Below are 17014 nucleotides of genomic sequence, written 5' to 3' on the forward strand. Positions count from 1 at the left end.
GGCGCGGGGAACTGCGCGACCAGGGCACGACGTCCGTGCACGGTTGATCGCGCAGTTCCCCGCGCCCCTGCTGTGGTTGCCCGTGAGCTCACAGCCCCGCGGCCCTGCGGTGGTTGCCCTGGGCTGTACAGTCCCGCGGCCCTGCGGAGCTACTGAGCGGCTGCGCGTTGGAGCGCGCTGGCGAGGAGGGCCAGGTCGGTGGGGCCGTTGCCCAGTTCCCGGACGGGGCGGCGGGTGGGCGGGGCGCCCAGTTGGGAGCGGTCGACCGCGACGACCGTCGGGCGCAGTGTCGCGGTGCGGGGGATGCGGCCGCTGACCCGGGCGGTCTGGAAGGCGGTGACCCCGCCGTCGGGGCGGCGGAGGTAGCCGCGGCCGGGGGTCCCGTCGGCGAGGGCGGCGGCGTCCGAGAGGTGGATCAGCAGGTCGGAGTCGGCGGGTTCCGCGGTGCGCAGCGCGATCCGCAGGAGCGCCGCCTCGTCGACCTCGCTGCCGGCCGTCTCCTCCGGGGCGCCGGTCGCGGCCACCAGGTGGATCCCGAGCCGTCCGCCGCGCTGGGCGACGGCGGCCAGCGCGCGGGCCAGCGGGCGCCCGGCGGGGGAGGTCGGGGAGAGCAGGACGTCGTAGTCGTCCACCACCACGACCAGCCGGGCGGGCGCCTCGGCCCGGGCCTCCGCTGCCTTGCGCGGCCCGGTGACCCGGACCGCCAGGCTGCCGACGGCGGTGCCGCCCGCCGCCACCAGCGAGGATGCGGGGGCGGTCCGGAGCTCGCGGACGGAGTGCCAGGAGGCGAAGTCGAGCTCGCCGAGCAGTTCCTCGCGGTGTGCCAGTTCGTCGAGCAGGGCTTCCGCGGTGAGCAGCGCGCGCCGGGGGTCGGCCGCCGCGTCCACGTGGGTGGTGACGTGCGGCAGGTCGGTGCAGCCGTGCAGGCCCGCCGGGTCGTCGGGGCCGTTGGAGCCGCGGCCCTCGATGACGGTGACGGTGAGCCGCTCGGGGCGTTCGGAGACGGCGAGCGAGGCGATCAGGGTGCGCAGCAGCTCGGTCTTGCCCGCGCCCTTGGCGCCGCCGATCAGCAGGTGCGGCCCGCCGCTCTCGCCCGGTGTGCCGAGGTCGGGGTCGGCGAGGTCGATGGTGCAGAGGTCGTCGCGGGTGGTGCCGAGCAGGGCCGTCGCGGTGCCCGGGGTGACGGGCAGCGCCGCCCAGCGGGCGGAGAGCTTGGCGGGTGTGACGGTGTCCAGGTGCAGCAGGTCGAGCAGGCGCAGGGTGCCGGGCAGCGGGCCGCGGGTGCTGGGGGTGGCTTCCCGGAGCGGGGCGAGTACCCGGGCCAGCCGTTCGGCCCAGGCGGCGGAGACGGCGTCGAGGGCTATGTCGGTCGCCGCCTCGTGCCCCGGCCGGGTGAGGGTGAGCTGGGTGGAGACCTCGCCGGTGATCACCGCCGTCGCGCCCAGCCCGGCGGGCAGTTCGTCGGGGTGCTCGGCGAGGCAGACCGGGAAGACGCCGAGCGCGGGGCCCGCGGTCAGCAGCCGCTCCAGTGCCTGGCGGGCGGCCGGGCTGCCCGGGTCGCCGTCCAGCAGGACGACGGTGGCGGGCGGCCGGGCGGTGGTCTCCGGTGCGGTCAGTTCGGCGAGCCGGGCCTCGGCCTGGGCCGGGTCGAGGCCGACCAGCAGCCGGCAGTCCTGCCCGTGGGCGGGCCGCAGGTGCGGCAGCCAGAGCGCCCAGGGCCAGTCGGCGGCCCGGTCCTCGTCCGCGCTGATCAGGACGGTGCTCAGGCCGCTCGGCGGGTGCAGGGCGGTGAGCTGCGCGAGGACGGCGCGGGCCAGGCCGAGCAGGCGTTCGCGCGGGCCCGCCAGGCCGAGGCCGCCGGCGGTCCGCAGGTCGACGGTGACGGGGACGCCGGGCAGCAGGGTGCCGGGCGTGGTGCCCGGGCCGCCGGGCAGGTCGGCGGTGCCGAGCCGGACGGTCAGTGCGTCGGGGTGGCCGGGGCCGCGCTCCCAGAGCCGGGCGCCGGGGCCGAGGGCGGTGAGCAGCAGGGCGGCCGGGTCGGGCCAGCGGTCGCGCTGGGCGGCGGCCTGCCGGGTGCGGGCCGCCGCGTGCTGCTGGGTCGCGGTGGGCTGGGCCTGCTCGGGGGAGCGGCCGAGGCGGCGGGAGAGCAGGGCCCGGGCCCGCCCGGGGGCGGGCGGCTGGGGCGCGGGCTCGGGTGCGGGCAGGGCGGGGGCCGTCCTGGCGGGCGGCGCCGGGGCGAGCTGGAGGTGGCCGAGGCCGTCCGGTGCGGCCTGCCGGGGGCCGGCCGGGTCGGGCGGTGCGACCAGCAGGGTGGACTCGCCGACCCGCAGCAGGCCGCCCTCGGGGAGCTCGGCGCCGGTGTCCCGCAGGAACCGGCCGTCGAGCGTGGTGCCGTTGGTGGAGCCGAGGTCGCGGACGGTCACCCTGCCGTCGGGGCCCAGGTGCAGCGAGAGGTGCAGCCGGGAGACGTCCGGGTCGTCGAGCGGGACGTCGGCCTCGCTGGAGCGGCCGACCCGGATCTGCTCGCCGTGCAGCCGGTGCACGCCGCCGGCGTCCGGCCCGCCCACGATCCGCAGCTCGGCGGTGGCGGGGTGGACGGTGTCGTCGGCGTCCGGGTCCGGCTCGTTCAGGGAGAGGACGGCGCCGTCGAGCAGCGGGGGGTGGCCGAGCAGCGCCTGCTCGTCGACCCGCCGGGTGCCGGCGAACAGGTGCACGTGGGTCGCCGAGCGCGGGCCGCGTACGCCCACTGCGCCCGCGAGCGCCCCCGCGACGGTGCCCAGTGTCGTCCCTATCGGGGCGGTGACCAGCACGTCGGTGGAGGATCCGGCGGCTGCCGGGCCGCTGCGCGGTCGGAGGACGGTCAGCCGGATCTGCATCTCGCCCGTGGTCCCTTCTGGCTCTAGGGCCTGTCTGACAATTCCCGCCGGGTCCGGCCCGCCCGGCCTGATCCGACGCGAATTGTCAGACAGGCCCTGCCGCTGTGTCCCAAGGGGCCACACGTGTGGTTCTGCCATCCTGCCACCCGGTACCGACCGCCCGCGCCCGGTACCGGATTTGACGATCTTGCGATGATCGCCATGGTGGAGCCGACGGGCAGTCAGGTCAACCCGGCCTCCCGGGAGCCGCTCCGAGGGCACGGAGGCCGTACCTCGGAAAGCGTGCCCCGCACGGTTAGAGTTGCCGGAACATGGGTCCGGCATGCGCCGCGAGCCACTGTTGAGGCTCGCGGCGACAATCAGGAGTTCACAGGTGCGGCCAGTCGGCAGCAAGTATCTGCTCGAGGAGACCCTCGGGCGCGGAGCCACCGGCACCGTATGGCGTGCCCAGGTGCGCCCGGACGTCCAGGTGCCCGGGATCGAGCCCGGCCGGCCGGTGGCGATCAAGATACTGCGTGAGGAGCTGGCGGCCGACCCGGACGTCGTGATGCGCTTCCTGCGCGAGCGCTCCGTGCTGCTGCGGCTCACCCACCCCAACATCGTCCGGGTCCGGGACCTGGTGGTCGAGGGCGAGCTGCTGGCCCTGGTGATGGACCTGGTCGACGGCCCCGACCTGTTCCGCTACCTGCGGAGCAACGGGCCGTTCAGCCCGATCGCGGGCGCCCTGCTGATGGCCCAGATCGCCGACGCGCTGGCCGCCAGCCACGCGGACGGCGTGGTGCACCGCGACCTCAAGCCCGCCAACGTGCTGCTCGCCTCCACCGAGGTGGACGGCGGCGAGCAGATGCACCCGATGCTCACCGACTTCGGGATCGCCCGGCTCGCCGACTCCCCGGGCATCACCCGGACCCACGAGTTCGTCGGCACCCCGGCGTACGTCGCCCCCGAGTCCGCCGACGGCCGGCCGCAGACCGCGGCCGTGGACGTCTACGGCGCCGGGATCATGCTGTACGAGCTGGTCACCGGCCGCCCGCCGTTCCAGGGCGACAGCCCGGTCGCGATCCTGCACGCGCACATCGCGCAGGACCCGGAGCGCCCGCGCACCATGCCCGAGCCGCTCTGGACGGTGATCGAGCGCTGCCTGCGCAAGAACCCGGACGAGCGCCCGAGCGCCGTCTCGCTGGCGGGCGCCCTGCGGGTGGTCGCGGCGGGTGTCGGCGTGCACGCCTCCCCGGCGGCGGTGGACGCGGCGCTCGCGGTCGGCGCACTGCTGCTGCCCGAACCCCGCCCGGTGCCGCAGCCGGAGCTGCTGCAGACCTGGTCCGACCCGACCCAGGTGCTCCCGACCGGCGGCTACGACCCGGCGGCCGCCACCCGGATGTTCGAGGGCGCCGAGGACCGCACCCAGCTGATGGGCTCCCAGCAGCCCGCGCCGGACCCGACCAGGATGATGCCGCCGGTGCCCGCCGCGCCCGCGGTCGCCCAGAGCGAGGCGCCGCACCCGTGGCAGACCCAGCTCCGGGCCGCCCGGGACCGCAACCAGCAGACCGAGGTCGGCTACTTCGACGCGCAGGAGCTGGGCCCGCCGCAGGTCGCCCCGCGCCCGTACCAGCCGTACCAGCAGCAGGCGCCGCAGCCCTACCAGCCGTACCCCCCGCAGGACCGCCGGCCGCAGCAGCAGGGCCAGCAGGGACGCCGGCCGGACCAGGGCGGCTACGCCCAGCGCCCGCAGGCCGACCGGCCGCCGTACGGGCAGCAGCAGCCCCCGCAGGGCTACCAGGCGTACCCGCCGCCCGCCGCGCCCCAGCCCGCACCCGTGCGCCGCCCGGAGCCCGCGCCGCAGCACCGCCCCGAGCCGCCGGCCCCGCGCCCGCGCGAGCGCGCGCCGGAGCCGGTGCGGGAGAGGGAGCGCGAACGGGAGCGCGAGCCCCGGCGCCGCAGCCGGAACCGGATGTACATCCCGGGCCTCGGCTGTCTCAAGGGCTGCCTGATGGTGCTGCTGATCCTGGCCGTGGCCGGGGTCGCGCTGTGGAACTTCACGCCCCTCCCGCAGTACTGGGACGACGTGCACGGCTGGTACGACAGCGCCGTGACCTGGGTGAGGAGCGTCACCGGCAAGTGACCGGCCGGGCCGCCGCCCGCCGGTGTTTTTGCCGCTTTGTCGACTCTTCGCGATATTTCTCCGCAGCCGGTGCCGCCCGGAGGCCCTTCAGCGGCCCCCGGAGGGTCCCGGGGCGCGTAGGTTGGTGGCTGACGCACCGACACCGAGCGCACCGACGGCCGTGCGCTCCCGCCGCCTACGGAGCATGAGCTTTGGCACGCAAGATCGGCAGCCGGTACACCGTCCACCAGGTGATCGGCCGGGGTTCCGCCGGGACCGTGTGGCTCGGCGAGGGGCCGGACGGGCCGGTGGCAGTCAAGCTGCTGCGCGAGGACCTGGCCTCCGATCAGGTGCTGGTGGGCCGCTTCGTCCAGGAGCGCGCCGCCCTGACCAGCCTCGACCACCCCCGGGTGGTCGGCGTGCGCGACATGGTGGTGGACGGCGACGACCTGGCGCTGGTGATGGAGCTGGTCCAGGGCACCGACCTGCGCTCCCGGCTCGAACGGGACGGCGTGCTCGCCCCGCAGGACGCCGTCTCGGTGATCGCCGACGTCGCGGACGGCCTCGCCGCCGCGCACGCGGCCGGGATCGTGCACCGCGACGTCAAACCCGAGAACGTGATGCTGGACCTGGCCGCGCCGCCCGGCCAGGGCGGCGCCCCGCGCGCCAAGCTCACCGACTTCGGCATCGCCCGCCTGGTCGACGCCCCGCGCCGGACCAGGGCCACCCGCATCATCGGCACCCCCGACTACCTCGCCCCCGAGATCATCGAGGGCCTGGAACCCCGGGCCGCCGTCGACATCTACGCCCTCGCCACCGTGCTGTACGAGCTGCTCACCGGCTTCACCCCGTTCGGCGGCGGCCACACCGGCGCGGTGCTGCGCCGGCACGTCACCGAGAGCATCCCGCCCGTCCCGGGCCTGCCCGACGGCCTCTGGCGGATCATCGCCGAGTGCCTGGCCAAGGCCCCCGCCTCCCGGCTGCGCGCCGCCGAGCTGGCCGACCGCCTGCGCGAGCAGCTCCCGGCGCTCGCCGGACTGCCCCCGCTCGCCGTCCCCTCGCAGCGCGCCCCCGCCGAGGAGGTGCCCACCCCGGGCGAGGCCGTCTACGCCGAGGCCGACGCCGGCACCGGCACCCACCGCCGCCGCCGGGGTCCGGCGGTACCGCTCGTCCCGTCGCCGTCGCCGGACTCCACCCGGGACACCCACACCAGCCTGCGCCGCCCGTCCCCGCACGAGCTCGCCTCCTACGCGGCCGAGTCGCAGGCCCAGCGCAGCGCGGCGCCCGCGGTCAGCCACCGCCGCCGGACCCTGGTGCGCCGCCGCCGGATGATCGCGGTGCTGCTCGCCGTGGTGCTGCTGGTGGCGGGCGCGGCGGCGGCCTACGCGGCGTTCGGCGGCGGGGGCCGGGAGGGCCGGCACGGCCCCGCCAGGGGGTTCGTCCCGCACTCCCGGACCTCTCCCGGACCCCCGCTGTAGCCGAGCTCCCTCCCGGAGCCATTAGGCTGGTCATGTGGCAGCCGTCGATCCTTCCGAAGAGCTCAAGTCCCTCGAAACGACCATGGGGTCGATCGAGGCCGTCCTCGACCTGGACAAGATCCGGGCCGACATCGCGTCCCTGGAGGAGGAGGCAGCCGCTCCGAACCTGTGGGACGACCTCGCGAACGCGCAGAAGGTCACCAGCCGGCTCTCCTTCCTGCAGGGCGAACTGCGCAAGGTCCTGCACCTCCGCGGCCGGGTCGGCGACCTCGCCGTGATGTTCGAGCTGGCCGCCGACGAGAACGACGCGGACACCCTCGCCGAGGCGCTGACCGAGCTGACCTCCGTGCAGAAGACCGTGGAGGAGCTGGAGGTCCGTACCCTCCTCTCCGGCGAGTACGACGCCCGCGAGGCCCTGGTCAACATCCGGGCCGAGGCCGGTGGCGTGGACGCCGCCGACTTCGCCGAGCAGCTGATGCGGATGTACCTGCGCTGGGCCGAGCGGCACAACTACCCGACCGAGGTGCTCGACACCTCGTACGCGGAAGAGGCCGGCATCAAGTCCGCGACCTTCTCCGTGAAGATCCCGTACGCCTACGGCACGCTCTCGGTCGAGCAGGGCACGCACCGCCTGGTGCGCATCTCCCCGTTCGACAACCAGGGCCGCCGCCAGACTTCCTTCGCGGGCGTCGAGGTGCTCCCGGTCGTCGAGGTCAGCGACCACGTCGAGATCGACGAGACCGAGCTGCGGATCGACGTCTACCGTGCCTCCGGCCCCGGCGGCCAGGGCGTCAACACCACCGACTCGGCGGTCCGGATCACCCACCTGCCGACCGGCGTGGTGGTCTCCTGCCAGAACGAGCGCTCGCAGATCCAGAACAAGGCCTCCGCGATGAACGTCCTCCAGGCCAAGCTGCTGGAGCGGCGCCGCCAGGAGGAGCGGGCCCTGATGGACTCGCTCAAGGGCGAGGGCAGCTCCTGGGGCAACCAGATGCGGTCCTACGTGCTGGCGCCGTACCAGATGGTCAAGGACCTGCGGACCGAGTACGAGGTCGGCAACCCGCAGGCCGTGCTGGACGGCGACATCGACGGCTTCATCGAGGCGGGCATCCGCTGGCGCAAGCAGCGCGAGACCGCTGCCGAGTAAGCAGCGCCGAGCACGACAAGGGGCGCGGGGAACTGCGCGAAGCGGAGGTCGTAGCCTTCCGGATTCGCGCAGTTCCCCGCGCCCCTGTTGTGCTTGCTCGTACGCGGAAAAGTGTCAGGCCAGCGCCTGGCGGGCGATCAGGGCCACCGCCAGCAGGGCCACCAGCAGCGCGATGAGGGTGGCCGGGGACAGGGCAGCGAACGGGCCCTGCTGCTCCTGCAGCCGGGCGCGGTTGGCGCGGCACACCGGGCAGCGGCCGTCGCTCACGCGGCCGTTGCAGTTGGCGCACACCAGTTGGTCGCAGGTCATGCGATCTCCTCCTTGCTGCTACAGCCAACGCACCGGGTGGGCATCTGGTTCCTGCCCATGCCCTGTGCGGGGTAGCGGCCAAACCGAGCCGCTCTGCTGCTACCACTGCCACCTACTGTGCCAGGTTCGCGCGAATCCGGCTGCCGGGCGGGGGGAGCAGGGGGCCGCCGGGGCTTGGAAAGCAGGGGTGGCGGCTGTGAAATGGCTCGCATTATTCGGGTCATACCGGGACATGCTTCGCCAATTGCCCGGGTGTTCGGCGGGTGGCACCTGCGAGCGCGAGCGGGATTCGCGTATGGTCCCTGGCTGGAGGGGTGGCAGACGGCCGCTCCCGCCGTCCGCTCCAGGCCTGGTGCAGGGGCGGTACCGACCGAGGAACGGCGCCGCGCGGCCGCGACCTCCGGCCTCGAAGTAACGATCGGGTCACGGAAGTTCGGCAGGGTGGTCCGCCATTCCGCCTAGGATGGCCTCCGTGATGCAGCCGTGATCAGATTCGACAACGTCTCCAAGACCTATCCCAAGCAGAACCGTCCCGCCCTGTCGGACGTCTCGCTGGAGATCGAGAAGGGCGAGTTCGTCTTCCTGGTCGGGTCCTCCGGCTCGGGCAAGTCCACCTTCCTGCGGCTCTGCCTGCGCGAGGAGCGCCCGAGCACCGGCGAGGTGCACGTCCTGGGCAAGGACCTCGGCAAGCTGTCCAACTGGAAGGTGCCGCACATGCGGCGCCAGCTGGGCACCGTCTTCCAGGACTTCCGCCTGCTGCCGAACAAGACCGTCGCGCAGAACGTCGCGTTCGCGCTGGAGGTCATCGGCAAGCCGAAGAGCGCCATCAACAAGGTCGTCCCCGAGGTGCTCGACCTGGTCGGCCTCGGCGGCAAGGAGGGCCGGATGCCCGGCGAGCTCTCCGGCGGTGAGCAGCAGCGCGTGGCGATCGCCCGGGCGTTCGTGAACCGCCCGATGCTGCTGATCGCGGACGAGCCGACCGGCAACCTCGACCCGCAGAACTCCGTCGGCATCATGAAGCTGCTGGACCGGATCAACCGGACCGGCACCACCGTCCTGATGGCCACCCACGACCAGGCCATCGTCGACCAGATGCGCAAGCGAGTGATCGAACTCGACAAGGGGCTGCTGGTCCGCGACCAGGCCCGCGGTGTCTACGGCTACCAGCACTGAGCCGGCCCCCGGCTCCGAGCTGCTGCCGCCGAGACACCCCGTCCGCCGGATCGCCCCACCTGCATTGACCCTGGAGTGAGAAAAGCATGCGCGCCCAGTTCGTTCTGTCGGAGATCGGTGTCGGTCTCCGCCGCAACCTGACGATGACCATCGCGGTGGTCGTCAGTGTCGCGCTCTCGCTCGCCCTCGCCGGTGCCAGCCTCCTGGTCCGGGACCAGGTCAACTCGATGAAGGGTTACTGGTACGACAAGGTCGAGGTGAGCATCTACTTCTGCACGAAGTCCGACGCCAAGACCTCCGCCCAGTGCGCGAACGGTGTCGCCACCGACCAGCAGGTCAAGGACGTCAAGACCCTGCTGGACAACATGACGCCGCTGGTGCAGAGCTCGACCTTCGAGAGCTCGGCCGACGCGTTCAAGCGCTGGAAGGACACCAACCCGGACAACCCGCTGCTGGCCGCCGTCGGCCCCGAGGCGATGCCGCAGTCCTGGCGGGTCAAGCTCGACGACCCGACCAAGTACGACGTCATCCAGAGCGCCTTCGCCGGGAAGCCGGGGGTGAAGTCGGTCGAGGACCAGCGGAAGATCCTGGAGAACCTCTTCGGGCTGCTCAACGGCCTCCAGACGGCGGCCTTCGTCATCATGGTGCTGATGCTCTTCGTCGCCCTGCTGCTGATCGTCAACACCGTCCGGGTGTCGGCCTTCAGCCGACGGCGTGAAACCGGCATCATGCGCCTGGTCGGTGCTTCGAACTTCTACGTGCAGATGCCGTTCATCGCGGAGGCCGCCTTCGCCGCGCTGCTGGGCGCCGTACTGGCCTCCGGCCTGCTGCTGCTCGGGCACTACTTCGTGCAGCACTTCCTCGCCCAGCGGGTGCAGTTCATCCAGTTCATCGGGCTCTCCTCGGTGCTCGCGGTGATACCGCTGCTGATCGTGGTGGGCATGGCGATGGCCGGCGTCGCGGCCTTCTTCACCCTCCGCAAGTACCTGAAGGTCTAGGAACCGCCCGGGAGCTCCGGGAGCTCACGGGACGCTTCGGCCTCGAACAGCCCCGGACGGCACTGCGCCGTCCGGGGCTGTCGTGCGCCTGCTGCGCCCGTTTCGGCGTCCGTCCGGAGCGCGCCCTCTAGACTCCGGTCCATGCCAGCAATGCCGTGCCAGGTACGTCAGGGAGCCACGCTCACCTTGGTGTTCGGTGCGGTGCTGCTCGCCGGGGCGGCGACCGGGGCGTGGGGCGAGCCCGCGTCCGACCCGAGGCCGCCGTCCTCGGACAGTGCCGTGGCGGGCCTGCCCGCCGGGCGCGACCCGGCCGGCGCCCAGCTCTCCCGGCAGCAGGCGGAGCAGCTGGTCAGCTCCAGCGGCGACCCCTGGGCCGCCTACTACAGCCCGCAGGCGTACGCCGACTTCACCAGCGGCCAGTACCTCGGGGTCGGGCTCTCGGTGGACCGCGCGCAGGACGGCAGCACCGACGTCTCGCAGGTCCGCGCGGCCGGCCCGGCCGCCCGGGCCGGAGTCGCGGTCGGCGACCGGCTGCTGCACATCGACGGGATCCGGGCCGACCGGCTGCCGGTCACCGAGGTGGTGGCCCGGCTGCGCGGCGGGCCGCAGGGCCTGCCCGAGGGTTCGACCGTGGCGCTGGCCGTCCAGCGGGCCGGCGGGCCGGTGCGCGAACTGGTGCTGCGCCGCACGGTGCTGGACGCCGAGGAGGTGACGGTGGACCACCCGGCCCCCGGCATCGCCCGGATCGCGGTGCACGGCTTCACCAGCGGGGTCGCCGCGCAGGTCCGGGCCGCCGCGCGCGGTGCCCGCGGCGTCCTGCTCGACCTGCGGGGCAGCTCCGGCGGGCTGGTCGAGGAGGCCGCCGGGACCGCCGCGGTCTTCCTGGACGGCGGCCCCGTGGGCTCGTACGAGGCCAGGGGCGTCTCCCGCCGGCTGACCGCGCCCCCGGGCGGTGACACCGCGACACCGCTGGTGGTGCTGGTGGACGGCGGCACCATGAGCGCCGCCGAACTCCTGGCGGGCGCGCTCCAGGACCGCTGCCGCGCGGTGCTGGTCGGCTCCCGCACGTTCGGCAAGGGCAGTGTCCAGCAGCCGAGCCGGCTGGCCGACGGGTCGGTGCTGGAGCTGACGGTCGGCCGCTACCGCACCCCGGCCGGGCGGTCCCCCGACGGCACCGGGCTGGCGCCCGACGTGCCGGCCCAGGACCCGTCCGGTGCGACGGAGTTGGGCCTGCGGGTGCTGGCGGGCCTGGGAACGCGCGGCTAAGACCGACCGGCACATGGAGGGCGAGAGCCATCGGCCCTCGACGCCGCCCTCCATGTGCCGGTCGGTCTAAATAGGGCTGCCCGGCACGCCGCCGGGATGCGACAATGATCGGCGCTATGGCAAAGGAAACCGGACAGAAGCTGATCGCGCAGAACAAGAAGGCGCGGCACGAGTACACCATCCTCGACACCTACGAATGCGGCATGGTGCTCACGGGCACCGAGGTGAAGTCGCTGCGCGAGGGCCGGGCCAACCTGGTCGACGGCTACGCGTACATCCAGGGGCACGAAGCCTGGATCGACAACGTCTTCATCCCGGAGTACACCCAGGGCACCTGGACCAACCACTCCGCGCGGCGCAAGCGCAAGCTGCTGCTGCACAGGCTGGAGATCCGCAAGCTGGAGGCGAAGACCAAGGAGACCGGCCACACCCTGGTGCCGCTCTCCCTGTACTTCAAGGACGGCAAGGTCAAGCTGGAGCTGGCGCTCGCCGTCGGCAAGAAGCTGTACGACAAGCGGCAGACGCTGCGCGAGCAGCAGGACACCCGGGAGACCGCCCGCGCGGTCGCCGCGGCCCGGCGCAGGCAGCGCTAGGCCGCGGGCGGCGCCGAGGTTCCGGGCGGCGCCGGGCTTAATGAGCTGGACCGCCGTCGGTCACAGCGCGTACCATGGCTCCAGCAACACCGGGTAGGGGTAGCCCTGCACGGAGATGTTTCTTAAAAAAACATGGGGATGATCGGTTTCGACAGGGGAAGTCGAAACAGGAGAAGCGAGCCGAGGAAGGCGACAATGATCTCGTAAACCATCTGTCGCAAAAAAATAATCGCCAACACTAAGCGCGATTCCTTCGCGCTCGCTGCCTAAGCAGCGAGTAGCGTGGTGTCAGCCCGGAGCGTTCCCGATCCGGATCCTGGCATAATTTAGGGAACTCAACCGTCCACCCGGGCTGCGAGGGTGGGCGGGAAACCAAACAGCAGCTGGGCCTGTTGGCGGCTTGTCCGCGTGACTGCCAGGGCCGAGAAAAGCACAGCGGACTGCGCTCGGAGAAGTCCTGAATCCACTCCACTGGACCCGGGTTCGATTCCCGGCATCTCCACCACCCCATGTTCAGCTCAACCATCGAGAGCCGCCCTCCGGACCGGAGGGCGGCTCTCGTGCGTCCGGGGCGTGCCGCGCGGAACGCCGCCGTGCCGAACGCCCCGCCGAGGCGCCTGTGCCGGGACGCCCCCCGGCGCCCCGCTCTCCGGCCTGACCCTTTTCGTACGCGGGGGCAGAGGCGCGGGCGGGGGTGCGGGGCGTAGGATCATCTGTCCGCTTCTTTCGGGAGGCGGCGATCCCACCACTCGCAGGACGCACCTCAGGGGGCTCTTTGGGCGCGCACGGCTCAGCCCAGCAAGACACCGCCGCAACCAACGAGGCCATGCACAGCACCGTCATGCAGACCAGCACAGTCACCGGCACCAGCGCCGGCACGCCAACCCCGGCCTCCCCGGGCGCGGACGCGGACACCGTCCGCGACCGCGAGATCGCCGAGGAGCAGCGCCACCTCGACACCGTGTACCACCGGCTGGAGGAGAAGCTCGCCGAGGCCGAGTACATCCTGGAGGACGCCGCCAAGCGGGTGCAGGTCGGTACCCCCGGCGCGCTCGCCGAGCGCGACGCGCAGGTGTATCGGGCCGGCGCGCACCTGCACCGGCTGAACAGCGAGTTCGAGGACTTCCTGTTCGGTCGGATCGACCTCCAGGCGCCCGATGCGCCCGAGGAGCACGGCATCCCGTCCAACACCCCCCTGGACGCCGCCGACCCCGCCGTCGCCGAGACCCTGCACATCGGCCGGCTCGGCGTGCTCGACGCCGAGTACGGCCCGCTGGTGATCGACTGGCGGGCGCCCGCCGCCGCGCCGTTCTACCGCTCGACGCCGCTGGAGCCGGGCCGGGTGATGCGCCGCCGGGTGATCCGCTCCAAGGGCCGCAAGGTGGTCGGTGTCGAGGACGACCTGCTCCGCCCGGACCTCGCGCCCACCCTGGACGGGGTGGAGCTGGCGGTGGTCGGCGACGGCGCCCTGATGGCCTCGCTGGGCCGGGCCCGCAGCCACTCGATGCGCGACATCGTCTCCTCCATCCAGAAGGAGCAGGACGAGGTCATCCGCGCGCCCGCCGCCGGGGCCACCCTGGTCACCGGCGGCCCCGGCACCGGGAAGACCGCCGTCGCCCTGCACCGGGCCGCCTTCCTGCTCTACCAGGACCGCCGCCGCTACGCGGGCGGCATCCTGGTGGTCAGCCCGACCGCCCTGCTGGTCTCGTACACCGAGGGCGTGCTGCCCTCGCTCGGCGAGGAGGGGCAGGTGGCGATCCGCGCGGTCGGCAGCCTGGTCTCCGGCATCGAGGCGGGCCGCTACGACACGCCCGAGACCGCCCACGTGAAGGGCTCGGCCCGGATGGTGCAGCTGATGCGCCGTGCGGCCCGCGCCGCGCTGGAGCTGGACGCGCCGACCGAGCTCAAGGTGTTCGCCCGCGGCGAGGCGCTGCGGCTGGACGCGGCCCGGCTCAAGACGGTGCGCGCCAACGTGGTCGGCAGCGGCGGTACCCCGCTCAACCTGCTCCGCCCGCGCGCCCGCCGCCTGCTGCTGGACGCGCTCTGGTCCGAGCTGGTCAGGCACCTGCCCAAGGCCACCGACCACTACGCCCGGGAGCAGCGCCAGGAGGAGAAGGAGGCCTTCGACGAGTACGTGTCGGACGAGGCGGCCTTCCTGGACTTCCTGGACGCCTGGTGGCCCGCCGTGACCCCGCGCAAGGTGCTGGCGACGCTCAAGCAGAGCCGGCACACCAACCGGATCGCCCGCCGCGCCGTCACCCCGGAGGAGGCCCGTCTGCTGGCCGCCTCCTGGCGCCACCTGTCGGACCGCGGCGAGGGGGCGCTGTCCGCCCACGACGTGGCGCTGGTCGACGAGTTGCAGCTGCTGCTCGGCGAGCCCGCCCGGCCGAAGGTCCGCGAGGTCGACGCCGTCGACCTGTTGAGCGGCCTGGACGAGGTCACCACGTACGCGGACCGCAACTCCCGGCAGCGCGAGCGGGGGCCGGTCGAGCGCACCGAGTACGCGCACGTGATCGTGGACGAGGCGCAGGACCTCACCCCGATGCAGTGGCGCATGATCGGCCGCCGCTCGCGGATGGCGACCTGGACGATCGTCGGCGACCCGGCGCAGAGCTCCTGGCCGTACCCGCAGGAGGCGCAGGCCGCGCTGGACGAGGTGCTGTCCGGCAAGCCGCGCCGCCGGCACACGCTGACCGTGAACTACCGCAACCCGGCCGAGATCGCCGAGGTGGCGGCGAAGGTGCTGGCGCTGGCCGCGCCGGGCACCGCCTCGCCGCGGGCCGTCCGCTCCACCGGCATCGAGCCGAGGTTCGCGGCGGTCACCTCCACCGACCCGGCGGCCTTCGCCGGGGCCGTCCGCGCCGAGCTGGCCCGGCTGCTGGCGGAGGTGGACGGCACGGTCGCCGTCGTCGTGCCGATGGACCGCCGGGCCGAGGCCGAGGGCTGGACCGAGGGCCTCGGCGAGCGCGTGGTGGCGCTCGGCAGCCTGGAGGCCAAGGGCCTGGAGTACGACGCGACGGTGGTCGCCGACCCGACCGGCATCGCCGGCGAGTCCGAGGCGGGCCTGCGGGTGCTGTACGTGGCGCTGACCCGCGCCACCCAGCGCCTGACGGTGCTCTCCGGGCCGGACGACCTGCCGGACGCGGACGGCGTCCCGGCGCTGCTGCACGGCTGACCTGACGGCCGGTCACGGCGAAGGCCCCCACCGCCTGGTGGGGGCCTTCGCGTTACGTAGGTGACACCGACCCGCCATGCTCGCCTCGCGGCAAGTGGTCGCTCGAAGCGACTAAGGTTGGGCCCGGGGGCTTGGATCGAGCCGGTGTCTCGTCCAATGTAACCCATCAGCTCCGTGAGGCAGTCCGGTGGCGAGAGATTTTCACGATGCCGACGGCGGGACGGGACGTCCTGTTGTCGGGTCCGTGCAATCAATGAACGTTATTTCTGAGTACTCGCTGGTAGGTGCGACGATCGAGGTCTAGCATGCGCTGAGCAAGCGCTTCAACAATCTGTTGAACTAGTGGACGGAAGAAGGACGTCGATGGCGACGGTGCCCAGTGTCTCGAACTCGATCACGGTGCGGCTGGAGGTTCCGGCCACGGGCAACGCAGTGAGCTCGATCACCACGGCGGTCGAGTCCTCCGGTGGTTCGGTCACCGGCCTGGACGTGACCGCGTCCGGCCTGGCGGCGCTGCGGATCGACGTCACCGTCGCGGCCACCTCGGTCGCGCACGGCGAGGAGATCGTCGAGAAGCTCCGTGCGATCGAGGGCGTCACGATCGGCCGGGTCTCGGACCGCACGTTCCTGATGCACCTCGGCGGCAAGATCGAGATGTCCTCGAAGCTGCCGATCCGCAACCGTGATGACCTCAGCATGATCTACACCCCCGGCGTGGCCCGGGTCTGCATGGCGATCGCCGAGAACCCCGAGGACGCCCGCCGCCTCACCATCAAGCGCAACAGCGTCGCCGTGGTCACCGACGGCTCCGCCGTGCTCGGGCTCGGCAACATCGGCCCGCTGGCCGCGCTGCCGGTGATGGAGGGCAAGGCGGCCCTGTTCAAGCGCTTCGCCAACATCGACGCCTGGCCGATCTGCCTGGACACCCAGGATGCCGACGAGATCGTCGCCATCGTCAAGGCGATCGCCCCCGGCTTCGCGGGGATCAACCTGGAGGACATCTCCGCGCCGCGCTGCTTCGAGATCGAGGCCCGGCTGCGCGAGGCGCTGGACATCCCGGTCTTCCACGACGACCAGCACGGCACCGCGATCGTGGTGCTGGCCGCGCTCACCAACGCGCTGCGGGTGGTCGGCAAGGACATCTCCGGGATCCGGGTGGTGATGTCGGGCGCCGGCGCCGCCGGTACCGCCATCCTCAAGCTGCTGCTGGACGCCGGCGTCGAGCACGCCACCGTCGCCGACGTGCGCGGTGTGGTCCACCTGGGCCGTGACGACCTCAACGACAGCCTGCGCTGGATCGCCGAGCACACCAACCGCTCGGGCCGCACCGGGACCCTCAAGGAGGCCGTGGCGGGCGCCGACGTCTTCATCGGCGTCTCGGCCCCGAACGTGCTGGACGGCGACGACATCGCCACCATGGCCGAGAGCGCGATCGTCTTCGCGCTGGCCAACCCGGACCCGGAGGTCGACCCGGCCGTCGCCCGGCAGACCGCCGCCGTGGTCGCCACCGGCCGCAGCGACTTCCCGAACCAGATCAACAACGTGCTGGTCTTCCCCGGCGTCTTCCGCGGCCTGCTGGACGCCCAGAGCAAGACCGTCAACACCGAGATGATGATCGCCGCCGCCCGCGCGCTGGCCACCACCGTCGCGGACGACCAGCTGAACGCCAACTACATCATCCCCAGCGTCTTCCACCCGGACGTCGCCAAGACCGTCGCGGCCGCCGTCCGCGACGCCGCCGTGGCGGCCCGTGGCGAGGGCGAGCAGGCCCCCGCCCGGCCCACCCCGGGCTGCGTCGGCACCCTGGACACCACCGCCTCCTTCCCGGCCGTCCGGCTCTGAGCCACGGCCGGCCGGTCCGCGCGCGGGCCCGGCGCGGACCGGCCCGCTCCGGTTCC

At 73.2% G+C, this 17014-nt stretch carries 11 protein-coding genes and 1 other RNA gene; 10 read left to right on the top strand and 2 right to left on the bottom strand.

The window, feature by feature from the left end:
* Positions 1-149: 149 nt before the first annotated feature.
* On the bottom strand, positions 150-2876 hold the full coding sequence (locus ABD330_RS15090) for an FtsK/SpoIIIE domain-containing protein (protein WP_344465063.1): 2727 nt from the start codon (positions 2874-2876) through the stop codon (positions 150-152).
* Positions 2877-3249: 373 nt separating this feature from the next.
* Here ABD330_RS15090 and ABD330_RS15095 point away from each other — a divergent pair, with 373 nt between their 5' ends.
* The 3 genes from ABD330_RS15095 (at position 3250) to prfB (ending at position 7602) form a co-directional block, all read left to right on the top strand.
* Positions 3250-4998 (top strand): serine/threonine-protein kinase, encoded by a 1749-nt coding sequence (locus ABD330_RS15095; protein ID WP_344465065.1) that lies wholly within the window; start codon positions 3250-3252, stop codon positions 4996-4998.
* 191 nt (positions 4999-5189) lie between these two features.
* Positions 5190-6455, top strand: coding sequence for a serine/threonine-protein kinase (locus ABD330_RS15100; protein WP_344465067.1), 1266 nt, complete (start codon positions 5190-5192; stop codon positions 6453-6455).
* A gap of 34 nt (positions 6456-6489) precedes the next feature.
* Positions 6490-7602 carry a peptide chain release factor 2 gene (gene prfB / locus ABD330_RS15105; protein ID WP_344465069.1) on the top strand — a complete coding sequence of 371 codons (1113 nt, stop codon included), beginning with the start codon at positions 6490-6492 and terminating at the stop codon, positions 7600-7602.
* A gap of 114 nt (positions 7603-7716) precedes the next feature.
* Here prfB and ABD330_RS15110 read toward each other — a convergent pair whose 3' ends face one another.
* Entirely contained in the window at positions 7717-7911 is a 195-nt protein-coding gene (locus ABD330_RS15110; protein WP_280716746.1) for a hypothetical protein, read from the bottom strand.
* Between the two features lie 483 nt (positions 7912-8394).
* Here ABD330_RS15110 and ftsE point away from each other — a divergent pair, with 483 nt between their 5' ends.
* From ftsE to ABD330_RS15145, 7 genes are all read left to right on the top strand, one after another.
* A complete protein-coding gene (gene ftsE, locus ABD330_RS15115) occupies positions 8395-9084 on the top strand; it encodes a cell division ATP-binding protein FtsE (RefSeq protein ID WP_280716745.1) in 690 nt (229 codons plus the stop codon).
* An 86-nt stretch (positions 9085-9170) separates the two neighbouring features.
* The gene (gene ftsX, locus ABD330_RS15120; protein ID WP_344465074.1) at positions 9171-10082 is read left to right on the top strand and encodes a permease-like cell division protein FtsX; all 912 of its coding nucleotides are present in this window, start codon (positions 9171-9173) and stop codon (positions 10080-10082) included.
* Positions 10083-10223: 141 nt separating this feature from the next.
* Positions 10224-11348: a S41 family peptidase gene (locus ABD330_RS15125; RefSeq protein ID WP_344465076.1), complete on the top strand. Its 1125-nt coding sequence runs from the start codon at positions 10224-10226 to the stop codon at positions 11346-11348.
* A gap of 116 nt (positions 11349-11464) precedes the next feature.
* A complete protein-coding gene (smpB, locus tag ABD330_RS15130; RefSeq protein ID WP_344465077.1) occupies positions 11465-11941 on the top strand; it encodes an SsrA-binding protein SmpB in 477 nt (158 codons plus the stop codon).
* A gap of 134 nt (positions 11942-12075) precedes the next feature.
* Positions 12076-12446: a transfer-messenger RNA gene (gene ssrA / locus ABD330_RS15135) on the top strand.
* A 336-nt stretch (positions 12447-12782) separates the two neighbouring features.
* Positions 12783-15116, top strand: coding sequence for a HelD family protein (locus tag ABD330_RS15140; RefSeq protein ID WP_344465079.1), 2334 nt, complete (start codon positions 12783-12785; stop codon positions 15114-15116).
* 363 nt (positions 15117-15479) lie between these two features.
* On the top strand, positions 15480-16958 hold the full coding sequence (locus tag ABD330_RS15145) for an NAD-dependent malic enzyme (protein WP_344465081.1): 1479 nt from the start codon (positions 15480-15482) through the stop codon (positions 16956-16958).
* Positions 16959-17014: the final 56 nt, after the last annotated feature.

Origin of the sequence: Kitasatospora kazusensis (genome assembly GCF_039529945.1) — a bacterium.
GTDB lineage: Bacteria > Actinomycetota > Actinomycetes > Streptomycetales > Streptomycetaceae > Kitasatospora > Kitasatospora kazusensis.

Bases quoted from the DNA above. Each gene is read 5' to 3' on its own strand.
- ABD330_RS15140 (WP_344465079.1), top strand. From the start codon at position 12,783: ATGCAGACCAGCACAGTCACCGGCACCAGCGCCGGCACGCCAACCCCG.
- smpB (WP_344465077.1), top strand. From the start codon at position 11,465: ATGGCAAAGGAAACCGGACAGAAGCTGATCGCGCAGAACAAGAAGGCG.
- ABD330_RS15145 (WP_344465081.1), top strand. From the start codon at position 15,480: ATGGCGACGGTGCCCAGTGTCTCGAACTCGATCACGGTGCGGCTGGAG.
- ABD330_RS15125 (WP_344465076.1), top strand. From the start codon at position 10,224: ATGCCAGCAATGCCGTGCCAGGTACGTCAGGGAGCCACGCTCACCTTG.
- ABD330_RS15090 (WP_344465063.1), bottom strand. From the start codon at position 2,876: ATGCAGATCCGGCTGACCGTCCTCCGACCGCGCAGCGGCCCGGCAGCC.
- ftsX (WP_344465074.1), top strand. From the start codon at position 9,171: ATGCGCGCCCAGTTCGTTCTGTCGGAGATCGGTGTCGGTCTCCGCCGC.
- ABD330_RS15110 (WP_280716746.1), bottom strand. From the start codon at position 7,911: ATGACCTGCGACCAACTGGTGTGCGCCAACTGCAACGGCCGCGTGAGC.